The 18,346-nt window shown below is 59.1% G+C and carries 24 protein-coding genes; all 24 read right to left on the bottom strand.

Features of this window, described 5'->3' with window-relative positions; translation table 11 throughout:
- Nucleotides 1–7 precede the first annotated feature (7 nt).
- The 24 genes from IV098_RS09325 to IV098_RS09210 all read right to left on the bottom strand — a co-directional run bounded on the left by IV098_RS09325 (nt 8) and on the right by IV098_RS09210 (nt 18,264).
- Nucleotides 8–946 carry a Kiwa anti-phage protein KwaB-like domain-containing protein gene (locus tag IV098_RS09325; RefSeq protein WP_296888396.1) on the bottom strand — a complete coding sequence of 313 codons (939 nt, stop codon included), beginning with the start codon at nt 944–946 and terminating at the stop codon, nt 8–10.
- Nucleotides 946–1,500: a hypothetical protein gene (locus tag IV098_RS09320; RefSeq protein ID WP_296888394.1), complete on the bottom strand. Its 555-nt coding sequence runs from the start codon at nt 1,498–1,500 to the stop codon at nt 946–948. Before IV098_RS09320 ends, IV098_RS09325 begins: the two co-directional genes overlap by 1 nt.
- Nucleotides 1,497–2,324: a KilA-N domain-containing protein gene (locus tag IV098_RS09315; RefSeq protein WP_296888392.1), complete on the bottom strand. Its 828-nt coding sequence runs from the start codon at nt 2,322–2,324 to the stop codon at nt 1,497–1,499. Before IV098_RS09315 ends, IV098_RS09320 begins: the two co-directional genes overlap by 4 nt.
- A gap of 106 nt (nt 2,325–2,430) precedes the next feature.
- The gene (locus tag IV098_RS09310; RefSeq protein ID WP_296888389.1) at nt 2,431–5,424 is read right to left on the bottom strand and encodes an SNF2-related protein; all 2,994 of its coding nucleotides are present in this window, start codon (nt 5,422–5,424) and stop codon (nt 2,431–2,433) included.
- Entirely contained in the window at nt 5,421–5,636 is a 216-nt protein-coding gene (locus tag IV098_RS09305) for a transcriptional regulator (protein ID WP_296888387.1), read from the bottom strand. Before IV098_RS09305 ends, IV098_RS09310 begins: the two co-directional genes overlap by 4 nt.
- A 548-nt stretch (nt 5,637–6,184) precedes the next feature.
- Nucleotides 6,185–7,051 (bottom strand): SIR2 family protein, encoded by an 867-nt coding sequence (locus IV098_RS09300; protein ID WP_296888385.1) that lies wholly within the window; start codon nt 7,049–7,051, stop codon nt 6,185–6,187.
- A gap of 12 nt (nt 7,052–7,063) precedes the next feature.
- Nucleotides 7,064–7,276 (bottom strand): hypothetical protein, encoded by a 213-nt coding sequence (locus IV098_RS09295; protein ID WP_296888383.1) that lies wholly within the window; start codon nt 7,274–7,276, stop codon nt 7,064–7,066.
- A gap of 57 nt (nt 7,277–7,333) precedes the next feature.
- Nucleotides 7,334–7,621, bottom strand: a complete 288-nt coding sequence (locus tag IV098_RS09290) for a 2Fe-2S iron-sulfur cluster-binding protein (RefSeq protein ID WP_296888382.1) — start codon at nt 7,619–7,621, stop codon at nt 7,334–7,336.
- A 104-nt stretch (nt 7,622–7,725) separates the two neighbouring features.
- On the bottom strand, nt 7,726–8,874 hold the full coding sequence (locus tag IV098_RS09285; protein ID WP_296888380.1) for a DegT/DnrJ/EryC1/StrS aminotransferase family protein: 1,149 nt from the start codon (nt 8,872–8,874) through the stop codon (nt 7,726–7,728).
- Between the two features lie 4 nt (nt 8,875–8,878).
- The gene (locus IV098_RS09280; RefSeq protein WP_296888378.1) at nt 8,879–9,067 is read right to left on the bottom strand and encodes a hypothetical protein; all 189 of its coding nucleotides are present in this window, start codon (nt 9,065–9,067) and stop codon (nt 8,879–8,881) included.
- 55 nt (nt 9,068–9,122) lie between these two features.
- Nucleotides 9,123–9,383 carry a hypothetical protein gene (locus IV098_RS09275; RefSeq protein WP_296888376.1) on the bottom strand — a complete coding sequence of 87 codons (261 nt, stop codon included), beginning with the start codon at nt 9,381–9,383 and terminating at the stop codon, nt 9,123–9,125.
- Nucleotides 9,384–9,385: 2 nt separating this feature from the next.
- Complete coding sequence (gene nifT, locus IV098_RS09270; RefSeq protein ID WP_296888374.1) at nt 9,386–9,595, bottom strand: putative nitrogen fixation protein NifT; 210 nt, start codon at nt 9,593–9,595, stop codon at nt 9,386–9,388.
- 51 nt (nt 9,596–9,646) lie between these two features.
- The gene (locus IV098_RS09265; protein ID WP_296888372.1) at nt 9,647–10,801 is read right to left on the bottom strand and encodes an aminotransferase class V-fold PLP-dependent enzyme; all 1,155 of its coding nucleotides are present in this window, start codon (nt 10,799–10,801) and stop codon (nt 9,647–9,649) included.
- Nucleotides 10,798–11,115, bottom strand: a complete 318-nt coding sequence (locus IV098_RS09260) for a DUF3024 domain-containing protein (RefSeq protein ID WP_296888370.1) — start codon at nt 11,113–11,115, stop codon at nt 10,798–10,800. The genes IV098_RS09265 and IV098_RS09260 overlap by 4 nt, the downstream gene beginning before the upstream one ends.
- A 44-nt stretch (nt 11,116–11,159) precedes the next feature.
- Nucleotides 11,160–11,399 (bottom strand): nitrogen fixation protein NifZ, encoded by a 240-nt coding sequence (locus IV098_RS09255; RefSeq protein ID WP_296888368.1) that lies wholly within the window; start codon nt 11,397–11,399, stop codon nt 11,160–11,162.
- On the bottom strand, nt 11,396–11,749 hold the full coding sequence (locus tag IV098_RS09250) for a nitrogen fixation protein NifZ (protein WP_296888366.1): 354 nt from the start codon (nt 11,747–11,749) through the stop codon (nt 11,396–11,398). The genes IV098_RS09255 and IV098_RS09250 overlap by 4 nt, the downstream gene beginning before the upstream one ends.
- 24 nt (nt 11,750–11,773) lie before the next feature.
- Nucleotides 11,774–12,583 carry a 4Fe4S-binding leucine-rich repeat protein gene (locus tag IV098_RS09245; RefSeq protein ID WP_296888364.1) on the bottom strand — a complete coding sequence of 270 codons (810 nt, stop codon included), beginning with the start codon at nt 12,581–12,583 and terminating at the stop codon, nt 11,774–11,776.
- Nucleotides 12,576–13,142, bottom strand: coding sequence for a hypothetical protein (locus IV098_RS09240; RefSeq protein WP_296888362.1), 567 nt, complete (start codon nt 13,140–13,142; stop codon nt 12,576–12,578). The genes IV098_RS09245 and IV098_RS09240 overlap by 8 nt, the downstream gene beginning before the upstream one ends.
- Nucleotides 13,143–13,165: 23 nt before the next feature.
- The gene (locus IV098_RS09235; protein ID WP_296888360.1) at nt 13,166–13,549 is read right to left on the bottom strand and encodes an iron-sulfur cluster biosynthesis family protein; all 384 of its coding nucleotides are present in this window, start codon (nt 13,547–13,549) and stop codon (nt 13,166–13,168) included.
- 9 nt (nt 13,550–13,558) lie between these two features.
- Nucleotides 13,559–13,780, bottom strand: coding sequence for a 4Fe-4S binding protein (locus IV098_RS09230; protein ID WP_296888358.1), 222 nt, complete (start codon nt 13,778–13,780; stop codon nt 13,559–13,561).
- Nucleotides 13,781–13,836: 56 nt separating this feature from the next.
- Nucleotides 13,837–15,396, bottom strand: a complete 1,560-nt coding sequence (nifB, locus tag IV098_RS09225) for a nitrogenase cofactor biosynthesis protein NifB (RefSeq protein ID WP_296888356.1) — start codon at nt 15,394–15,396, stop codon at nt 13,837–13,839.
- A 271-nt stretch (nt 15,397–15,667) separates the two neighbouring features.
- Nucleotides 15,668–17,287: a nif-specific transcriptional activator NifA gene (nifA, locus tag IV098_RS09220; RefSeq protein WP_296888354.1), complete on the bottom strand. Its 1,620-nt coding sequence runs from the start codon at nt 17,285–17,287 to the stop codon at nt 15,668–15,670.
- Between the two features lie 192 nt (nt 17,288–17,479).
- Nucleotides 17,480–17,947 carry a hypothetical protein gene (locus IV098_RS09215; protein ID WP_296888352.1) on the bottom strand — a complete coding sequence of 156 codons (468 nt, stop codon included), beginning with the start codon at nt 17,945–17,947 and terminating at the stop codon, nt 17,480–17,482.
- Entirely contained in the window at nt 17,944–18,264 is a 321-nt protein-coding gene (locus IV098_RS09210) for a (2Fe-2S) ferredoxin domain-containing protein (RefSeq protein ID WP_296888350.1), read from the bottom strand. Before IV098_RS09210 ends, IV098_RS09215 begins: the two co-directional genes overlap by 4 nt.
- Nucleotides 18,265–18,346: the final 82 nt, after the last annotated feature.

Raw genomic sequence — 18,346 nt, 5'->3', positions numbered from 1 at the left:
ACTCCGCTCATCCCACCTTCTTCTTGACAGCTGCGTCAAACATTTCATGATTGATGGGCGATTCCAGACGCCCGTTGTTAAGCAACGTCAGGACCAAATCGACGTTATCTTCATTGACGACGATGATTCCATTCTGAACGACCAGTCCCCAGTTTTTCTCTTGATTCACCTTGATGAGATCGACCAGATATTGCGGACTTTTGTAATACCCGCTCTTTTGAATAGACGATATTTTGCGGAGTAGGTGAAGGTTCGCCCCAACACTTTTTCGTATGGGCTCAACGTCGTTGAAGACTTTCAGCGCCAGGAACTCATCAAGCACTGCATCCCGATTCTTCTCCATACCTGCCCTGAAATTCAAGGCGCTTTCAAACTCTTTTTTATTAGTGATAAAAGTAGTTCCGTCGTAAGCGAAGAAATCGATATGGGTATCGATGGCAAATATTTTCTTGTCGTCGAGGTCGACCAGTTTCTTATCCTCAAACAAAAAATAAGACACCGACGTGATCTTAGCTGCTTGAGTGAATTTGTTAATCTTCCGAACGCCATACACCACACTTTCGCCATGCTCCAGTTTGACGACATAAGCCCATGAATTCAGTAGATCTTCGTATTTTTCAACTTTCGGGTTGGCGAGCCCTTTATCGACCTCGCCCTGAATTTTTGCAAAGTCGGTTTCAGACGACTCGATAGTAAATAGATGGTTGTCCTGATCTGCCGTAAGGAAGTCATACGATTCGAGCTTGTAGTTAGCGCCTTGTATCCGGTCTGTAACGGCTTTCTTGAGCTTGTTCAGCAGCTTTTTGTCGACGTCAACACGAAATACTGAATAGTGAGCCTGCTTGTGAACATCCAGGCGCCGCTTGACAAGCCATATCGTTGTTATCCAATGTTTAAAATCAGTTTTGCGTAATAGGCTTATCTTTTTTGCGATCTTGAACGGCATTATTTTTGTTCCTCGGATTGGACACTGCTGACGAAATAAAGATGAGTGGACAAGCGCTCAATAACGCAAGTGTCGCCCAGCTGGAATTCATGTTTGGAGATCAGCAGCCCTTGGACATCGCGCTTACCGTCCTTGAATTGACAGTCATAAAGCCCGTAGCCAGCGAGCGCCATCACGGGATTGATGAACACATTTTTCGTCCGGTACGCCAATGCAAACATCAGTGACATGAAGACGAAAAGGCTAAGTAGCGTTTTCCAGTCGCCAAGGTTGAAGTTATAAAAAGAAATCATGTATGGGATGGTGTAAGTGAACATGTCGCCGGATTTATTCGAGACCTTTGTCACTTTTACCGGCAGGCCACTTTTAATTTTGCTAGCCGCAAGCAGGACGACTGCGCAAGCGAACAACGTTACAGCCATGATGACCGTAGCCGTCACTGGGTGGCTGGGGAGAAACGTCGCTTCGTCCAGGTCTTTGATGATGAAGATAAGCGCCAACGGAAAATAGGCACTGATAAACATCAACAGGGACGGAATGAGTCGGAGCTTCATCGCGATCTCTTGGGGCCACTCAATTGCTTGATTTCGCTAATGCCTACCAGTGAACGCATTTGCGTGATGGCAATGGCATTCAATTGCGCCAGCCGCTCGGGCGCAACCAGCCCTTGGTGAATCAAAACCGCATTGATGCTTTCGAGGTTAGACAGAACCACTAATTGTTCAAGGGTGGCTGCGTCGCGCATGTTGCCGCTCTGGTCTGGGTTGGCCTGCCGCCACTGGGCCGCTGTGACCCCAAACAGGGCGACGTTGAGCAAGTCGGCCTCGCTGGCGTAGATGATGCCGGTCTGTGCCTGCGTCAGGCGCGGCGGAATCAGTCGCTCCTTGATGGCGTCGGTGTGTATTTTGTAATTGACTTTGGCCAATGTGCGCTGGAAGCTCCACTCCAGTGAAGTGACGCGGGATTCTTCGTCCTTGAGCCGTTGGAATTCCCTGATGAGGTAGATTTTGAATTCGGCGCTGATCCACATCCCGAATTCGAATGCAATGTCCTTGTGGGCGTAGGTTCCGCCATATCTCCCTGCGGTTGCCTGAAGACCTATTGCACGGGTTTTTTCCACCCACTCTTTGACGCTGAGCTTGTAGCTGTTCAATCCTGCCTGGCTTTTAATTATGGCGAATTCGCCATAATTAAAATCGGGGTTGTAAACCGTCTCCCAGATGCCCAGGAACTCAACGGTGTTTCTGTTTCTCAACCAATCGGAAATAAAGAAGTCGCCATCCTTCGCTTTCAACATGTCCGTAAGGGAAATGTAGTCCTGTCCATGTTTCGAGATCACCGTGATCTCGCTTCCCTTGACTTCTATCTTCTTGACCATGCCTTGCCCCATTCATATCCACCGAATTCGGTGGAATTAAACCATCCCCAGCAACATCATGGCGCCATACGTAACGTGCGCCACCCAGGTGTGGCGTGCGGATTCTTCATGACACCTCCCATTCCGCGACGAACAGCCTGAAATCAGTCACCCGCTGCTTCAGTTGTTTTTCCAACTCGTCTATCAGGCTGTCGCGTTTGGCTTGAATTTCATCCTGTCGGTCGAACAGTTCGCGCCGCTTGCGGTCGCGCAAGGATTCAAGATCGCGTTGATCTTTCTGCGCGGCCAGCTTTTCGGCCAAGGTGGCAGCCCCTTTGCTCAAGGTACGAGTTTCCTTGATACGGCGGTCAAGTTCCTTGATTTCGCGCTCAAGGCCCACCTTCATGTCATCGGCCCACGTATCGAGCTTGTCTGTCTCCTGCGTGAACGCGGCCAGGTTACGCATTTCTAGCCCGGAGAGGATGACGGTTTTCTGCCGGTTGATCTCCTGTTCAAGTGCTGGAGGCAGCGGCACATAAGCCGCCCTGAAGTCGAGGCCCGGCTGATCCAGACCAGCTGGGGTGTCGGCATCTGTTTGGGTACTGTTCCCGACCACCGGTAATTCGGAAGCAGTGGCCGGGATGGATAGTAGCTTTTCAACTGTTTCTGCGTCATGCACCACCCCGGTGTCGTCCTGTGCAGCCAAGAGCAAGTGGTCTTCTTTCGAGCCCAAGGATTCGACAGTCAACAAACTCACGGCCACGGTGCCGGAGCGGCCCACCAACTGCTTGACCACGGCGACATAGGCACCGTAGCTATCGTAGTGCATGCACAGTTTGGCGGCTGAAAGCTGCTGGCCTTTGGCGTATTCAATCAGCGTTTGCGCCAAAGGGTGTTGCAGACGAAAGATGTGGGCCTCGTCAGTGCGACGCGGCAACTCGTAACGGCCATGCGGTATGCCCTCGCCCCGCTCCTGAAGGGCAAGGGGCAATGAGTGAAGTTGAAAGCCCGTCCCATCCACATCGAAGCTTGCATTCTCGGTCAATGCAGCCTGGGTGAAACGCATCAGCAAGCGTTCGAGCTTGCCCAACGACGCTCGGGCGGCTTGATCGCGCAGTCGCAATCTTTCCTGCACGTCCACGTCAAAGTTTTCGAGCAAGGCCTTGCGGGCATTGAGCATGGCATCGCTGATCTCGCCAGCCAGATCGTCTTGCAACTGCTGGAAGGCCGATTGAATTTGCTCAGGGTGACGGCAGGTTTGGTAAATCTCGGCAATACGTCGCTCGAAGTCGACTCCCGATTCGACCGCGCCCAGCACTTCATCGCTGGCCCCAAATACGCCATCGAACAACTTGAATTTCAGCGCCAGAAGCTCATAGACACGCCGGTCGGCTTCGTTATCCCTGTTGAGGAAGTTCACGACCACCACGTCATGCTTCTGGCCGTAACGATGGCACCGACCTATGCGCTGCTCCACCCGCTGTGGGTTCCATGGCAAGTCATAGTTGATGACCATGGAGCAAAACTGAAGGTTGATACCCTCCGCGCCGGCCTCCGTGGCGATCATGATGGTGCCTTGCTCCTTGAAGTAATCCACCAGTGCGGCGCGTGTATCGGCAGAACGCGAACCGCTAATGCGGTCGGTGCCAGCATGTTTCTTCATCCAGGCGGCGTACACCTCCTTGGAACGGGCATCGCTGTTGGAACCGTTGAAAAGAACCACGCCCGCCGCGTAGGGCGTCTTGGCAAGCAATGTCAGCAGGTAGTCTTGCGTGCGGCGGGACTCGGTGAAGATGATGGCTTTCTGCGCTGCGCCAAGTTCGTGCAATTTCTTGAAAGCCACCTTGAGGGCCTGCAACAAGGCCAAGCCCTTTGCGTTTTCGGTGATCGAAACTGCAAGGTCACGAAACGACTCCAGCTCGATGATCTCGGCCTTGATGGCGAGAATTTCTTGCTTGGTCTTGGCCTTCTTGCCAGCTTGAGCTTCTTGTTCCTCGAGGCGGTCGATTTCCTCCGCCAACTCGTTCAAACCTTCAAAGTCCTGGTCAAGTTCTTCAGTCAGATTGAGACTGGCAGCTTTCTCGTCCAAGGTTTGCAGCAGCCGCTTGGCAAGGGAATCCAATGCACCGGCGATGGCAAACGTGCTGGAGGCAAGCAGCTTGCGCAACACCAAAGTAATCAGTTGCCGCTGGCTATTGGGCAAGGCGAAGAGCGCATCGCGCTGGAGGTAGTCCGATACGAGGTTGTAAAGGCTGATTTCATCTGCCCCCGGAACGAACTCTTGAAGCAGCGGAATGCGCTTAGTGTATTTGACGTAGGCCTCGACCTGCCGCCGTAATGTGCGCTTGCAAACGGGTTCGATGCGGCGCTTGAGGGCATCAAAGCTGGCGGCATCCTTGAGCGAGCCAAACTGGCTGCGGAAGCTGTCCAGATCGCCGAAGACCTTTTCATCGACAAAGCTCACGAGGCCATACAGTTCCAGCAACGAGTTCTGCAATGGGGTGGCGGTCAGCAACACCTTGGGCGCGAAAACCAGTGCTTCCTTAAGGGCTCGGGCGATTTTGTTGTCGGGCTTATAAACATTACGCAAGCGATGCGCTTCGTCGATAACCACCAAGTCCCATGGCATGGCCTGCACCTCTTTAGCCTTGCCGCTGGCGAACTGGTAGGAGGTGATGAGTACGCACGGTGAATCAAACGGATTGCTGGCTCCATCCTTGATGGCCTGTCGGTATGATTTGGCTTCAAGCACTGCCGCAGCGATGCCGAACTTGTCAGCAAGCTCTTGGTGCCACTGCTTGCGCAGATTGGCCGGGGCGATTATCAGAATGCGGCGCTTGCGTTCTGCCCATCGTTGGGCAATAAGCAAGCCCGCCTCAATCGTTTTTCCGAGTCCAACCTCGTCGGCCAGGATTGATCCTTTCGACAACGGGTTGCTGGAGGCAAACAGCGCCGCATCGATCTGGTGAGGGTTCAGATCAACCTGAGCATCCAATAACGCACCGGCCATCCGATCCATGGAATCTGACGCGGCACGTCTGGTGAGTTGGTGCGCGAAATAGGCAAGCTGGTGCGGGCTGTACGTTGGTGTGGTGTTTCGATCTTGATGAATCGGCGTCAAACCTCGTCCCCCGTCTTGTTGTCGTTGGCACCACCAGCTTTCACCCAGGCATCGACCTCAACCCGCCGAAACTTCCACGGGTAACCAACAAGATATGTAGGCATAACTTTCTTCGCGCCCCACGCGTAAATGGTGACTATGTAATCACCGTGATATGCAGCAATCGCTACAACCGATAGCCATCGGTCAGTCATGGCAGATTTGTTCATCATCTTGGTTCTGCGGCGGCTCGACGTGCAGGGTTTCACATCCCGAAATAAATGAAAACCCGATTGGAGTCGAATATTGATATGTAAGGCTGATTATGACTGGAATCGGGCTCGCACAAGCGGCGTGTGCTCCGCGCAAGGAACAACGCCGACATACTTCTAGGCAAGAAGGGTTCGACTCGGCACAAGCTCAGTTCGCGGGTTCTTGATCCAGATGGGGATTGTATCGAGGACTTCCTTCACCATGACCACATAGTAATGGCCAAGAACAGTCCCAGACCTTCACTGAGACATGTGCCAGATCGCCTCTTCCTGGCTGAATCGGTCACGCTCGAACCCGATGCCACCCACCAGGCCGGCACCACAGCACTGTCATCAATGAACGGGTGAACTGGCGCACTCGTAGAAATCAAGCACGGAAAGATTGTCGGAAAACAAGATGATTGCTGGCAGCCCAGGCTGCCGATTCTACGGTGTCATGCGACCCAGCAATTCAACTGCGTGGGCATGTCGTCGAGACCGGCGGAACCGATCTCAACTGGTACGCCACCTCAGGCTGCAGCGGCCACCTTGGGATTCTGGCTTGCGGCGACCAGCAGCTTGGCAAACTGATCCAGCGGCATGTCGATACGCTGGATGTTCTGCTCCTGCAAAAAGCGCGCTTCGTTGCGCGTCAGTTCGCCCGGCAGCACCGCCCAATGGGTATCGGACGAGCGCTTCATGACCTGACGCGCAAAGGTGCGCTCAAGCTGGTTGCGGAAGCGGCAGCCGAGGAACAGGAAATGCCGGCCGGTGCGCAGCTGCTGCACGATGGCGGGGATCGGCGTCTGGATATCGATCTCGGTGAGCACTTCGACGAAATCGGTATCGGACACCAGGAAATTCTTCGCCGGCGCGATCGAGCCTAAGGGTTTGTAGAGCAAGGTGTCCCAAGTGTCGGCCTCGAACGGATCCGCCCGCGCGCCATCGGGCCGGAAATAATGTATCCAGGTGCCGAAATGCTCGGACTGGCTGACCCCCTGCAATTGCCCCGACAGCAGACGCGATGCCAGCGCCGTCGCCATCGCGTTGTCGTACCAGGCGTCAACGATCAGCAGGGGCTTGCGCGGCAGGCTTGCCAGAAATTCATGCAGAAAAGTCGGCGGCACTTCGGGACCGAAAGCATCCGTCATGTGCCCCACCAGCGTTTTGCGGTGCTTGAAGTTCTCGATGTATTGCGCAGCGGCGGTGAGATTGCCGCGGATCTTGTGCGGCACGCTGGATTTCGCCACCAGCTGCTGCACCAGCGCTTCGGGCGAGTTCGGCACGGGGCAGCCGCCCGGGACCAGATCGAGCACCCCCGGCCCCAGATACGGGACGATGCCGCCCACTTCCAGGTGCGCAATGATCTCGTTCAACAGGGTGTCGGTCTTGTCCATGATGGTTTCTCCTCAGACTGCCGACGATTTGAGCTGGTCGACCTGCTGTTTCGGCAGGCGGAACAGGGCGCGGGCGCCGGACAGGGTCTCGTAGCAGTCGGTGGTGGAACTGGCGAGCAGGTTGAACCAGCCCTGGTCGCTCAGGGCGTCGGGACGCTCGCTGATAGCGGCAATCGTTCCGTCGGGTGCAAAGCGCACGTGAATCATGACTTGATCGTTTTCCATTTATGTAGCTCCTTGAATGAATTTAAGAACCGTGACCGCAGCGCGGTCACGGCCGTGTCACAGCAGTTCAACCGTCACGTCTTCGGCGCCCAGCTTGGCCTGACAGGCCAGGCGGGAATTCGAGCTGACGCCGACAAGGGTGTCGAGCTTCTCGTTTTCGAGACGCTGCGTCTTCGACAGGGTCTTGCGCCCGACCGTGACGAAGATGTGGCACGAACCGCATTCGGCCTTGCCTTCGCATTTGTGCGGCATCGTCACGCCGGCTGCGAGCACGGCTTCGAGGATGCTCATGCCCTCGGTAGAGGGAACGGTTTTGCCGGACGGGTTGATGGTTAACATGGGCATTGCATTACTCCTTGGATGTTTGCTGATTCGGATATAAGTCATGGGCAACTCGGTCAATCAAAGCGACGGTTTCAGACGTTGCGATATCAAAGCTGCCCACATGATTAGTAGATCGCCGCACCCGCGCCGACATTGATCGAGGCGTCCTTGGCGGTCTGCACGATGAAGCCCACCTGGGCTTCGTTCACATGCGCGTGGAAGGGCAAGGCAATGATGCGATCGGCCACTTTTTCGGTGACTTTGAAATCGCCCTTGCGATAGCCCAGCTGGGTGTAAAACGCCTGCAAATGCTGGGGCTGGCAATAAGCCGCGCTCTCGATTTTTTCGGTATGCAGGTCGTTGACGATGGCATCGCGGCTGCTTTTGGAAAAGCGCGTGCCCAGGTGCACCAGATACAGAAACCAGTGCACCTCGGTCACATCCGGTCCGATGTAGGGATCCTTGATGCCTTCGAACGATTTGACGTAGTCGTAGTAGATCTGCTCGACCTGCTTGCGCCGGTCGAGAATCCGCTCGATGCGCTGCAACTGGGTCAGGCCCAGCGCCGCCGTCAGCTCGCTGATACCGGCCTGATGCGGCACATTGCCGGAGATCACCAGGGAGAAACGCTCGTCGAGCTTGCGGCTACGCAGATAGCGCAGCTTGCTGGCCAGCTCGGCATCGTCCGTCACCACCATGCCGCCTTCGCCGCAGGTGAGCGCGGACGGCTGGGAAAAATCGAATACGGCGCAATCGCCGAAGCCGCCCACGCGCCGCCCCTGGTAGGTCGAACCGATCGCCTCGGTGGAATCCTCGATCAGCCGCAGGCCATGGTTCGTGGCAATTTCGCGCAAGGCCATCCAGGGCGCAGGATGGCCGTTGGTATTGCCGGCGAGGATGGCGCGGGTGTGCGGCGTGATTTTGGTCACCACCTTCTCCGGCGCCAGCGTGCCCGACCAGTACTCGATGTCGGCGAAGACCGGGGTGGCGCCCGCCAGCACAATGGCATGGGCGATCTGGTGCCAGCTGTACGGCGAGGCAATGACTTCGTCGCCCGGCCCGATGCCCATGGCCTTCAGCACCAGCAACAGCCCCAGGGTGCCGCTGGCCACGGCCACACCCTGCTTGCGGTCGGTGTAGCCGGCAAAGGCCGACTCGAAGGAGGCGACCATCGGTCCCTGGCTCAGGCGCGGCGCGGTGAGGACGTCGCGCACCGCATCCAGCTCCTGCTGGCTGATGTCGGGATCGGAAAGGGGAATCCAGCCTGGTTCCATAATCCTAGAAACCGCAGTTGAACGCGCCCGAGGGTGCGTTTGATCGGGTGTCTGCCGCGAAGCAACGAGGCGGCAGGCCGGGGCCTGCAACGAGGCGCGACAAAGGCAGGCGCACGAGCAGACGTGCCAGCGGGCGCGTAGCGGACTCACCCAGATGGTGAATCTGATCGGAGGCAAAAAACTCAGTATTCATGCGGCATTCCTCAAGGTGACAAGCGGTCAACTACGGTTTTTAGGATGATGGTTCCTTAGGTGCGTGCCGCGACGACGATGCCGGTTGCGGCATTTATGTCCTGCGTGATGTGCCAGCAGTGATCGCGGCCATCCACCAGATACAGGTTGAAGGCCGGGTATTCGCGAAACGCCTGCTCGTCGCGCATGTCGAAGGCATCGCAACGCGTCAGCGACAAGCCGGGAAAAGCGCCGCGAAAATCCGTCAGCGGATTGCCGCCCGCAGCCGGGTTCGCCAGCAAGCCGTCGATGCGTACCAGATCGTCCGCGCTAATCATGTTCACTCTCCCATCCGACGAGCTTCTACCGTGATCGGCAGCGCCGTTTCCGCTGCCATCGCCGGCAATTCCAGGCGCCAGCCGTTGGCCAGCGTGACGATGCCGCCCCACATGTCGGCCTGTTCCATCGACACGATGGGCTCTTCCAGATCCTTTTTCGGGATGTAGGCAGAGAGGATTCCCTTGGCGTCTTTTCTCAGCATCACTTTCATGGTGTTTCCTTGTGGGTGTTACGGTTAAGTGAGCTGCGGTTAAGCGAGCGTTCAAGCCGCCTCGGCGGTCATGCGTTTGACGATTGAAGCCAGGGCATCAATCACGTCGTCAATTTCTGTTTCGGTCGTATAGCGGCTCAGGGAAAGCCGCAGCGTCGCCAGCGCTTCCGCCTCGGAGAGCCCCATGGCCGTCAGCACATGCGACGGCGCGCTGCCGCCGGCGGTGCACGCCGCGCCGGACGAGGCGTAGATGCCGGCACGGTCCAGCTTGTCGAGAATCGCTTCCGCCGCCAGTTCGCCGAAGCGCACGCTGCTGGTGTTGCCGATCCGCAAGGCCTCGCCGCCATTGATTTGGGCGCAGGGAATGCGCATGCACAGGCCCGACTCCAGGCGATCCCGCAAGGCCGCCATCGCCCCGGCTTTGGCTGCCATCCCGTGCGTCGCAAGCTCGCAGGCTTTACCAAGGCCGGCGATGGCAGGCACGTTTTCGGTACCGCCGCGCCGGTTGCGCTCCTGATGCCCGAACAGCATGGGTTGCAGCTTCACGCCCTTGCGCACGAACAGCACCCCTACCCCTTTGGGTGCATGGAACTTGTGTCCGGCCAGCGACAGCAGATCGACCGGCACCTGTGCCAGATCGAGCGGCCACTTGCCCGCCGCCTGCACCGCATCGGTGTGGAACAGCACCCCGCGGGCGCGGGCAAGCTGCGCCGCTTCGGCAACCGGAAACAGCACGCCGGTTTCGTTGTTGGCCCACATCAGCGAAACCAGTGCGGTGTCCGGTGTGATCGCCTGTTCCAACGCTGCGAGATCGAGCTGACCCTCGCGGTCGACCGGCAGCAGCGTGGTACGCACGCCCGCCGCTTCCAGGTGCGCCAGCAAACTCAGAGTGGAGGCATGCTCCACCGCGCTGACCACCACATGCTGCTTGCCCGGACGCGCCGCCAGCGCGCCCAGTATGGCCAGGTGATTGGCTTCGGTGCCGCTGGCGGTAAACACGATCTCGGCGGGCGTGGCATTCAGCATCTGCGCCACCGATGCGCGCGCCTGCGTCACCCGCGCCTTGGCCTGCTCGCCCACCGCATGTTTGCTGGACGGGTTGCCATAGGTGTCGCGCAGGCAGGCCAGCACCGCGTCCACGCACTCGGGCGCCAGCGCCGTGGTGGCGTTGTTGTCCAGATAAATGCGGGTGTCCTGTTCCATCATTGCCAAAAGCTCCGATCCGGGTCGCGATTCAAAAACTGCAGCAGCGCGTGCAAGGCGCCGAACTCTTTGTAAAACTGCCACGCGCATTGCGCATGGTCCTTGCGGTACAGGCGCCATACCTGCGAGGCGGCGACATATTCCAGCCGCGCGATATCGATCACCCCGCCCGCCTTATCGACATTGCGCGAGCAACAGGGACTCTGGATCAGGTAGCCCGCCTCGTCCGCCTGCACGTCCGGACTGACGTAGCGGTAGCGCACCCGCGTGGCCAGCGCGCGTTCGATGCGTTTGCGATCCACATCGTTCGGATGCATGCCGCCAGCCTGGCTTGCCACCTTCCGCTCCCGATCGCTCGCGCTCAGGCCAGCGCGATTTCTTCCTCGAGACACCCCACCACGCCGCTCTCCTGAAACTCGACCATGTAGACCGGCAAGTTGAATTCCTCGTGGTAGCCCACGTTGACGATTTCGCCCGGCGTGCCCGTGCTCACCAGCAAGGCGCCCGGTTCCCGATCGGGATAGCTGCCGTCGTTGAACATGTCGACCGTCGCCAGAATGCGCTGGCCCCACTGATATTTCGCTTCGCGTGGTTCGATCATGCTGTCACCCCCGTATGGTCGGCTGGCTGGCTTGCGGCCTCGTCGGTCGCGGCGTCGGCGATGGCTGGCGAAACGGAATCGGTGGTGGCTTCCAGCTCCTTGCCGCGCATGCCGACCCGGTTGCCGCTTTCGATGAACTCGGTGCCGTAGATGTAGAACTGCTGGAGAAAGGTTCCGATGCTGGTGACGTAGCCGATTTCGCCTTTTCGCACCAGGATTTCGCCGATGTCCTTGCCGGCATAGGTGCCGTCATTGCGCACCACCTTGAGCGACTTCACTTTCTGCCCGTACTCGAATATCGGCTGGGCGGTGAGTTCCACCACATCGCTATCACGACTGATCTTGGCCATGTTCCGACTCCTGAAAATGGATCGTTAAAAGGGGTGACATGTTGCGTGCTGCTGCGCCAGCCGGCTGACGCCGGCGGCGCTTTCCTGCAGATGCTGGCGGGCAGCATCCCGCACCAGTTCGTCCGGGTCGTCGACCAGCCGCTGCACGTGCCGGGACTCGGCCCGGCTGGCCACCTCGTAACGCACGCGCCAGTCCGGATCGTCCAGCAGCAAGTGCAACTGGCCGGGCTTCATCCGCTTCGCCACTTCGCAGCGCACGGCGGAATCGTCGTCCTTGGACATGCCCGGCAGCCACGCATCGCCGATGCGGACCGCCACCATGTGGCGCACCTCGGCATCCTCGTCGTGCATCATCCGGGTCAGCAGGCTTTCCGGCAGGCGGCGCGCCACCACCAGACGCACGTAGTAATCCGGGTCGGCTGCCATGCTGCCCAGATCGTGCGGATCGAGGCGCGACGCGACGCGTATCCGCACTTCGCGGTGCGGGTCGTTGACCAGCGCCCGCAACTGTTTGGGCGGCAGTCGCAAGGCCGCGCTCCAGCGCACGGTTTCATCCGGATCGTGGGTCAGTTGCGGCAGATGGAACACATCCACGTATTTGGCCGCCACCGCACGCACTTCAAAATAGGGATGCGCCAGGTAGTCCTTGGCGAGCTCCGGATTCCAGAAAAAGAAGCGGTCGATCCGTTTGGCATAGCGGTCTTCCACGCAGGCCTGGCCGATGCGGCAGCGATCCTGCGCGAGCAGGGCCTGACGCGAACAGCTGGCGCAGTCCACCCCGGCGCCTTGCCAGTCGACGGGCGGACCCAGCTCGTTCAAACCCGGCTCAATCATCCTCGTCCTCCTTGCCGTGGCGCGCCAGCACCTGGAGCAGCACCGTGGCATTCAGCTTGTCGCTCGGATCGAGTTCCAGCATCTTCGCCAGAATGTCGTGGCTCATCTCCAGCCTGCCCAGGCGCATCTGCAGGTAGCCGCAGGCCTTCAGGGTGAACAGGTAGAAGCGCGGCAGGATGGCGTCGTAGCTGCTGAACGCCGCATCGCCGCGCTGCACCTGACGCCAGTCCTCGTTGAGCCGGTTATCGCGCGCCGCTTTCAGCAGGCAGCGCTCTCCCACTTCCAGCGCATCGCCGAGACGCCCCTTGTAGAAATAGAAGCGGTACAGGGCGATCAGCACCGCTGCGTGGCCGGGCGCCAAAGCCTGCGCCTGGAACAGATGGTTCTCGGCCAGCGCATCGTTCGGGTAGTTGAGACCGGCCAGACGCAGGTGCTGCTCGACGGCTGCCGGAAGGTGACCGCCCAGGCAAGCGCCTGCCAGCCATTCGGGATCGAGGTCCGCCGGAATATCCGGGGACGCCGTCACCGCCCTGTCCTCAGTCGCTGCAGCTGTACGCATGGCCCGCTCACGCCCGTCTCGTCTCAGTGCGTGTGACTGTGGCCGTGACCGTGGCCAAGGCCGGAGATGTCGATGCTGGCGCTGCTGCTGGAACTGCCGCAGGAACCGCAGGTCGACGGCGTGGCCGTGATGAAGCTCAGCCCGCCACCGGTCGGCGATTCGCTGAAGTCGATGGTCGCCCCTTCCAGCAGCAGGCGGCTTTCCGCCGGCAGGAAGAACTTGACCGTATTGACCTCGACGACCGCATCGCCGGGAAGCGCTGCCGCCTCCACCGTGAATTCAGAGGCCAGCCCGGAACAGCCGCCCGCGCTCACACTCAAACGGAAGCCTGCGTTGTCGCCGGCGCCGCCGAAACGAACCATGCGGCTGATGAACTTTTCCGCGGCAGCAGTAAGTTTGAGTTCCATAGTGTTCTCCTAGGCCGCCACGTAACGCGGGTAGCTGTTGTCGATGACGCAGGTGTCGTCGACCGGACAGACAGCCACGCACTGCGGCTCGTCGAAGTAGCCAATACACTCGCTGCACTTCTCCGGCTTGATGATGAACGTGCCGTCCTTCTCGCGAATGGCGTTGTTGGGGCACTCCGGTTCGCACGCCGAACAGGCGGTACATTGGGAGCTGATGATTTTGTAAGCCATGGTGTTTCTCCTAACGATTGCTTTAAGTTTTGCGCTTTAAATTTTGTGTGGTGTCGTCATGCCGCGATGTAGGCGCCCTGGCGGATGTCGGCATCGCCGCGCACCTCGTGAACGACTTCACCGGACTTCACTTTCGCCAGGTATTCCTTGAAATACTTGACGGCCGACTGCTCGATGAATTCGTGCGCGTACTTGTCCACCGGATCGATACCGGCTGCCTTCAGGCTGTCCTTCGGGCAACCGCCGATCTTGGCCACAAACACGGCGACGCAATCGTTGATGGCGCGGATCACGGTCGGCAGCGTGTCCTCTTCGCCATACCCGCCCTGGCAATAGAGGTCGACGCGACGATGGCCGACGAACTTGGAACCCTGGGTGCTGAGCTCGTAAATCTGGAACTCCTGGGCATGCCCGAAGTGTTCGTTGATCCGCCCGTGGCCTTTGGTCGCGACCGCGATCAGCACTTTCAGATCGCTGAACTCGGCCTCCAGACCCGCCATCTCGGCCTGCTTGGCCAGCACGGTCGCCTGCCGCTCTTCTTCCACTTTTTCCTGGTAAGCCTTGCGTCCCTCGGCGTCGTACTGAATGTCCATTTCCATGACTTTTTCAGTACTGAACTCGGATGAGCGGTCTTCGCCCAGCAGGCCCACGGCATCGGCGCGACACTGGCGGCAGTGGCGCATCATGTTCATCTCGCCCTCGCAGCTGTCCTGCAGCGCTTTCAGTTCCTGCGCGGTGGGGCCGCGCTGGCCGTTGAGGCCGAATACCGTGCCATGCTCCGGCGCGGAAATCAGCGGCATGATGTTGTGCAGGAAAGCGCCGCGCGACTTGACCGCCTTGTTCACTTCGACCAGGTGCTTGTCGTTGATGCCCGGGATCATCACCGAGTTGACCTTGCACAGAATCCCGCGCTCGGTCAGCATTTCCAGCCCGCGCATCTGGTGTTCGTGAAGAATGCGCGCTGCGTCGATGCCCTTCCAGCGCTTGTTCTTCCAGAAGATCCACGGGTAAATGTGCTGCCCGACTTCGGGATCGACCATGTTGATCGTGATGGTCACGTGGTCGATGTTGAACTGCGACAGACGCTCCACATGCTCCGGCAGGGCCAGACCGTTGGTGGACACGCACAGCTTGATGTCGGGCGCGGTCTCGGCAACGAGCTCGAAGGTCTTGAAGGTCTTCTCGGGATTCGCGAGGGGGTCGCCAGGCCCCGCGATGCCCAGTACCGTCATTTGCGGAATGGTGGACGCGACGGCCAGCACTTTTCTGGAGGCCTGTTCCGGCGTGAGCTTTTCGCTCACCACGCCGGGACGCGATTCGTTGGCGCAGTCGTACTTGCGGTTGCAGTAGTTGCACTGGATGTTGCATGCCGGCGCGACCGCCACATGCATGCGGGCAAAGTGGTGATGTGCCTCCTCACTGTAGCAAGGATGGTTTTTCACTTTTTCCCAGATCGCCGGATCCATGTCTTCCGGCGCGGTGGAGGAACCGCAGCTGGCTTTTCCGCCTTCGCTGGAAGTGCCGCACCCCTTATGCTCCGCGATCTGCTGCAAGACCTGATCCAGGGGCTTGCCCTGGCCGCTTTCTACACTCGCCACACTTGCTTGATTGTCCACGCTTGGCTCCTGTCCGTTTCAACCTCAACCCGTGACGACCAAACTCCGATCGCCCGCTAAATGCGTTCACGCACAAGCATTCAGCAACAAGCGTGCCATTCGAGATATATCGATAAAAACCTTTTGATTGAACGACTTGCAGAGGACGCGCCTTTGTCGCAGTTGCGACAAAGCGTGAAGGCGGCGGAAGGAAATTGTCGGGAAGACTACAGCGGGGTAACAGCGGAGAAACCGGGGTGCAACGTTCAGCGCGGAACCGCGCGCACCCGGCTTAAAGACGTTTGACTTCGATGTTGTAACGCGACAAGGCGTAACCGATCTGACGTGGTGTCAGGTTCAGCAGCCGCGCCGCTTTCGCCTGCACCCAGCCACACTGCTCCATCGCCCACACCAGACGCTCGCGCTCGGTCATGTGCGCCGGTTCGAGCCCGGCGCCGGCTTCGCCCGAGTCGCCGACAGCCTGCGGCACGCTGGCAGTCGGCATGGCCAGTGCAATCGGAATAACGTGCTGCGCCTCCCCGTAGTGCTGGAGCACCTGAGAAAAACACTTGTTCTGCTGACACGGCAAATCCACATCCTGGATCGTGCTGGATCGGGTCATCGTCGCCGTGCGCTCGACGCAGTTTTCCAGTTCCCGAACGTTGCCGGGCCAGTTGCACTTGAGCATCACCTCCATCGCGGCGGGCGTGATGGAAAGCTTGCGGTCGTTGTCCTTGTTGAACTTGTCTAGGAAGTGCTCGATGAGCGGTGGAATATCTTCGCGCCGGTCGCGCAGGGGCGGCAGGAAAATGCTCACCACGTTGACGCGATAGTAGAGGTCGGCGCGGAACGTGCCCTTGGCCACGTCCTCTTCCATGTTGCGGTTGGTGGCGGCGATCAGGCGCACGTCCACCTTGATCGGCTTGTTGCCGCCTACCCGCTCGAATTCCCGCTCCTGCAGCACGCGCAGCAGCTTGGTCTGGAACAGCGGCGAGACCTCTCCGATTTCGTCCAGGAACAGGGTGCCGCCCTGCGCCATTTCAAAACGTCCCTTGCGTTCCTGCGTCGCACCGGTGAACGAACCCTTTTCGTGGCCGAACAATTCGGATTCGAGCAGGGTTTCCGACAGCGCGGCGCAATTGACCTTGATGAACGGGGCGTCCTTGCGCGGGCTCAGATAATGCACCGCGCGGGCGATGACTTCCTTGCCGGTACCGCTTTCGCCGCGCAGCAGAACGGTCGACCTGCCGGGCGCGGCCTGATGCACCTCGGCGAACACGTCCTGCATCCGCTTGCTGTGGCCGATGACGTTATTCAGGCTGTACTTGCCCTGCAATTCCTTTTGCAGGCGATGCTGGCGCTGCATCAATTCTTCACGCTCGGCGGCCACATTGTTGTGCAGGCGGGTGGTCTGGCCGATCAGGTTCGCCACCATGGCCAGAAAGCGTACGTCGGCCTCGAAATTGCCCGGCTCGCCGTCCATTTCACGGTCGACGCTCAGCACGCCCACGGTTTCCCGTCCGACCTTGATCGGCACGCCGATAAAGGCCACGACACGTCCGCCCACCATGCTGCGCGACTCGGTTCGATTGAGGAACAGCGGCTCCTTGGCCACGTCCGGCACCACGATCGGCACGCCGGTGCCCAAAATCTTGCCGGTGATGCCCTCGCCTTTGCGGAAGCGCCCGCGGCTTGCCGCCTCCGCCGACATGCCGGTCGCCTCAACAACGTGCAGATCACCAGAAGGCTGCACCAAACTGACCATGCCCCGCCGCATCTTAAGATGCGAGGAAAGCACACCCAGCACATCCCGCGCAGTCTTGTTCAGGTCGAGAGAAGAACTCAGTATCTTGCTGATTTCATAGATAGTCGTGAGCTCGATGCCCGACTCATGCCCTGTCAACGTGCCCATATGTGCACCCCCTGTTGAATGCTTTAAAGACCTTCAAGTATGAAAACAGTTCAAGCATCTTTCATAAAATAAGCAAATTCTGATCCAGCCCGAAAATGCGTCTGCAAGACGCCGAATTCGTCTGCCATCCCTGTGACCCTCCATGACCGGAAAAATGGCTGAACCCCTACCCATGCAAACAAAGCTGGGCGTTCAGCTCTCCGCCAGGTCCCGAATCACCGATCCCCCCACCGTGTCGAGTGGATCGAGTTCCTGCAGCTTGGCGAGAATGGCGCGGCTGTCATCGCCCAGCCCCTGCCGCAGCCGGATGAAAGCGAGCGCCTTGAGGGTGAACAGATAGAAATGCTGGGGTTCATCGACGCGGCCCCAGTCGGCTGAAGCAGCATCGAGCCGGGTCCAGTCCGGGCTGAAACCGCCTTGATGCGCGGCGATGTCGAGCGCGCGCAGGGCGACTTCCTCGGCCTGCGGCAACATGCACTTGTAGAAGTAGAACTTGTACAAGGAGAAATACACCGGCAGGCACTCGGGGGCGAGCGCCTGTGCCGTGCACAGCAGAAACTCCGCGCGCTCGGTGTTGTGATACGAGGCGACGGCCTGCGCCAGCCAGTCCGCCACCCCGGGCGGCACCGCCCCTTCGGCGATGCCGGGGATGACGTTCACCAGATTTCCGGCGGCAACTGCAGACGCGCCACCGGCTTGTCAGCGAGCAGGTGCTCGTCGACGATGGCTGCGACATCGTCCTTGGTGACTTTGGCGTACATGACGCCCTCGGGGTAAACCAGCACATGCGGGCCATTGCAGGGGCCGAGGCAGCCGGTGTTGCTGAGGGCGAAGCGGCCGCTCAGGTTGCGCTGCTGGAATGCGTAGGCAAATTCCTCCCAGATTTCGGTGGCGCCGCTTTGCATGCAGGAGCCACGGGGGTGGCCGGGGCCGCGGTTCTGGACGCAGATGAAGACGTGTTTTTCTGGCTTGGGCAAGGTGGTTCTCCATGAAATGACATTAAGGCGGTATCTGCGAAGTGCGCGAAGACACGCCAAGAAAAGCAAAACGACTTGCTTG

Origin of the sequence: Thiobacillus sp. (genome assembly GCF_018780105.1) — a bacterium.
GTDB lineage: Bacteria > Pseudomonadota > Gammaproteobacteria > Burkholderiales > Thiobacillaceae > Thiobacillus.
This window is presented reverse-complemented; position numbering and strand designations above follow the sequence as displayed.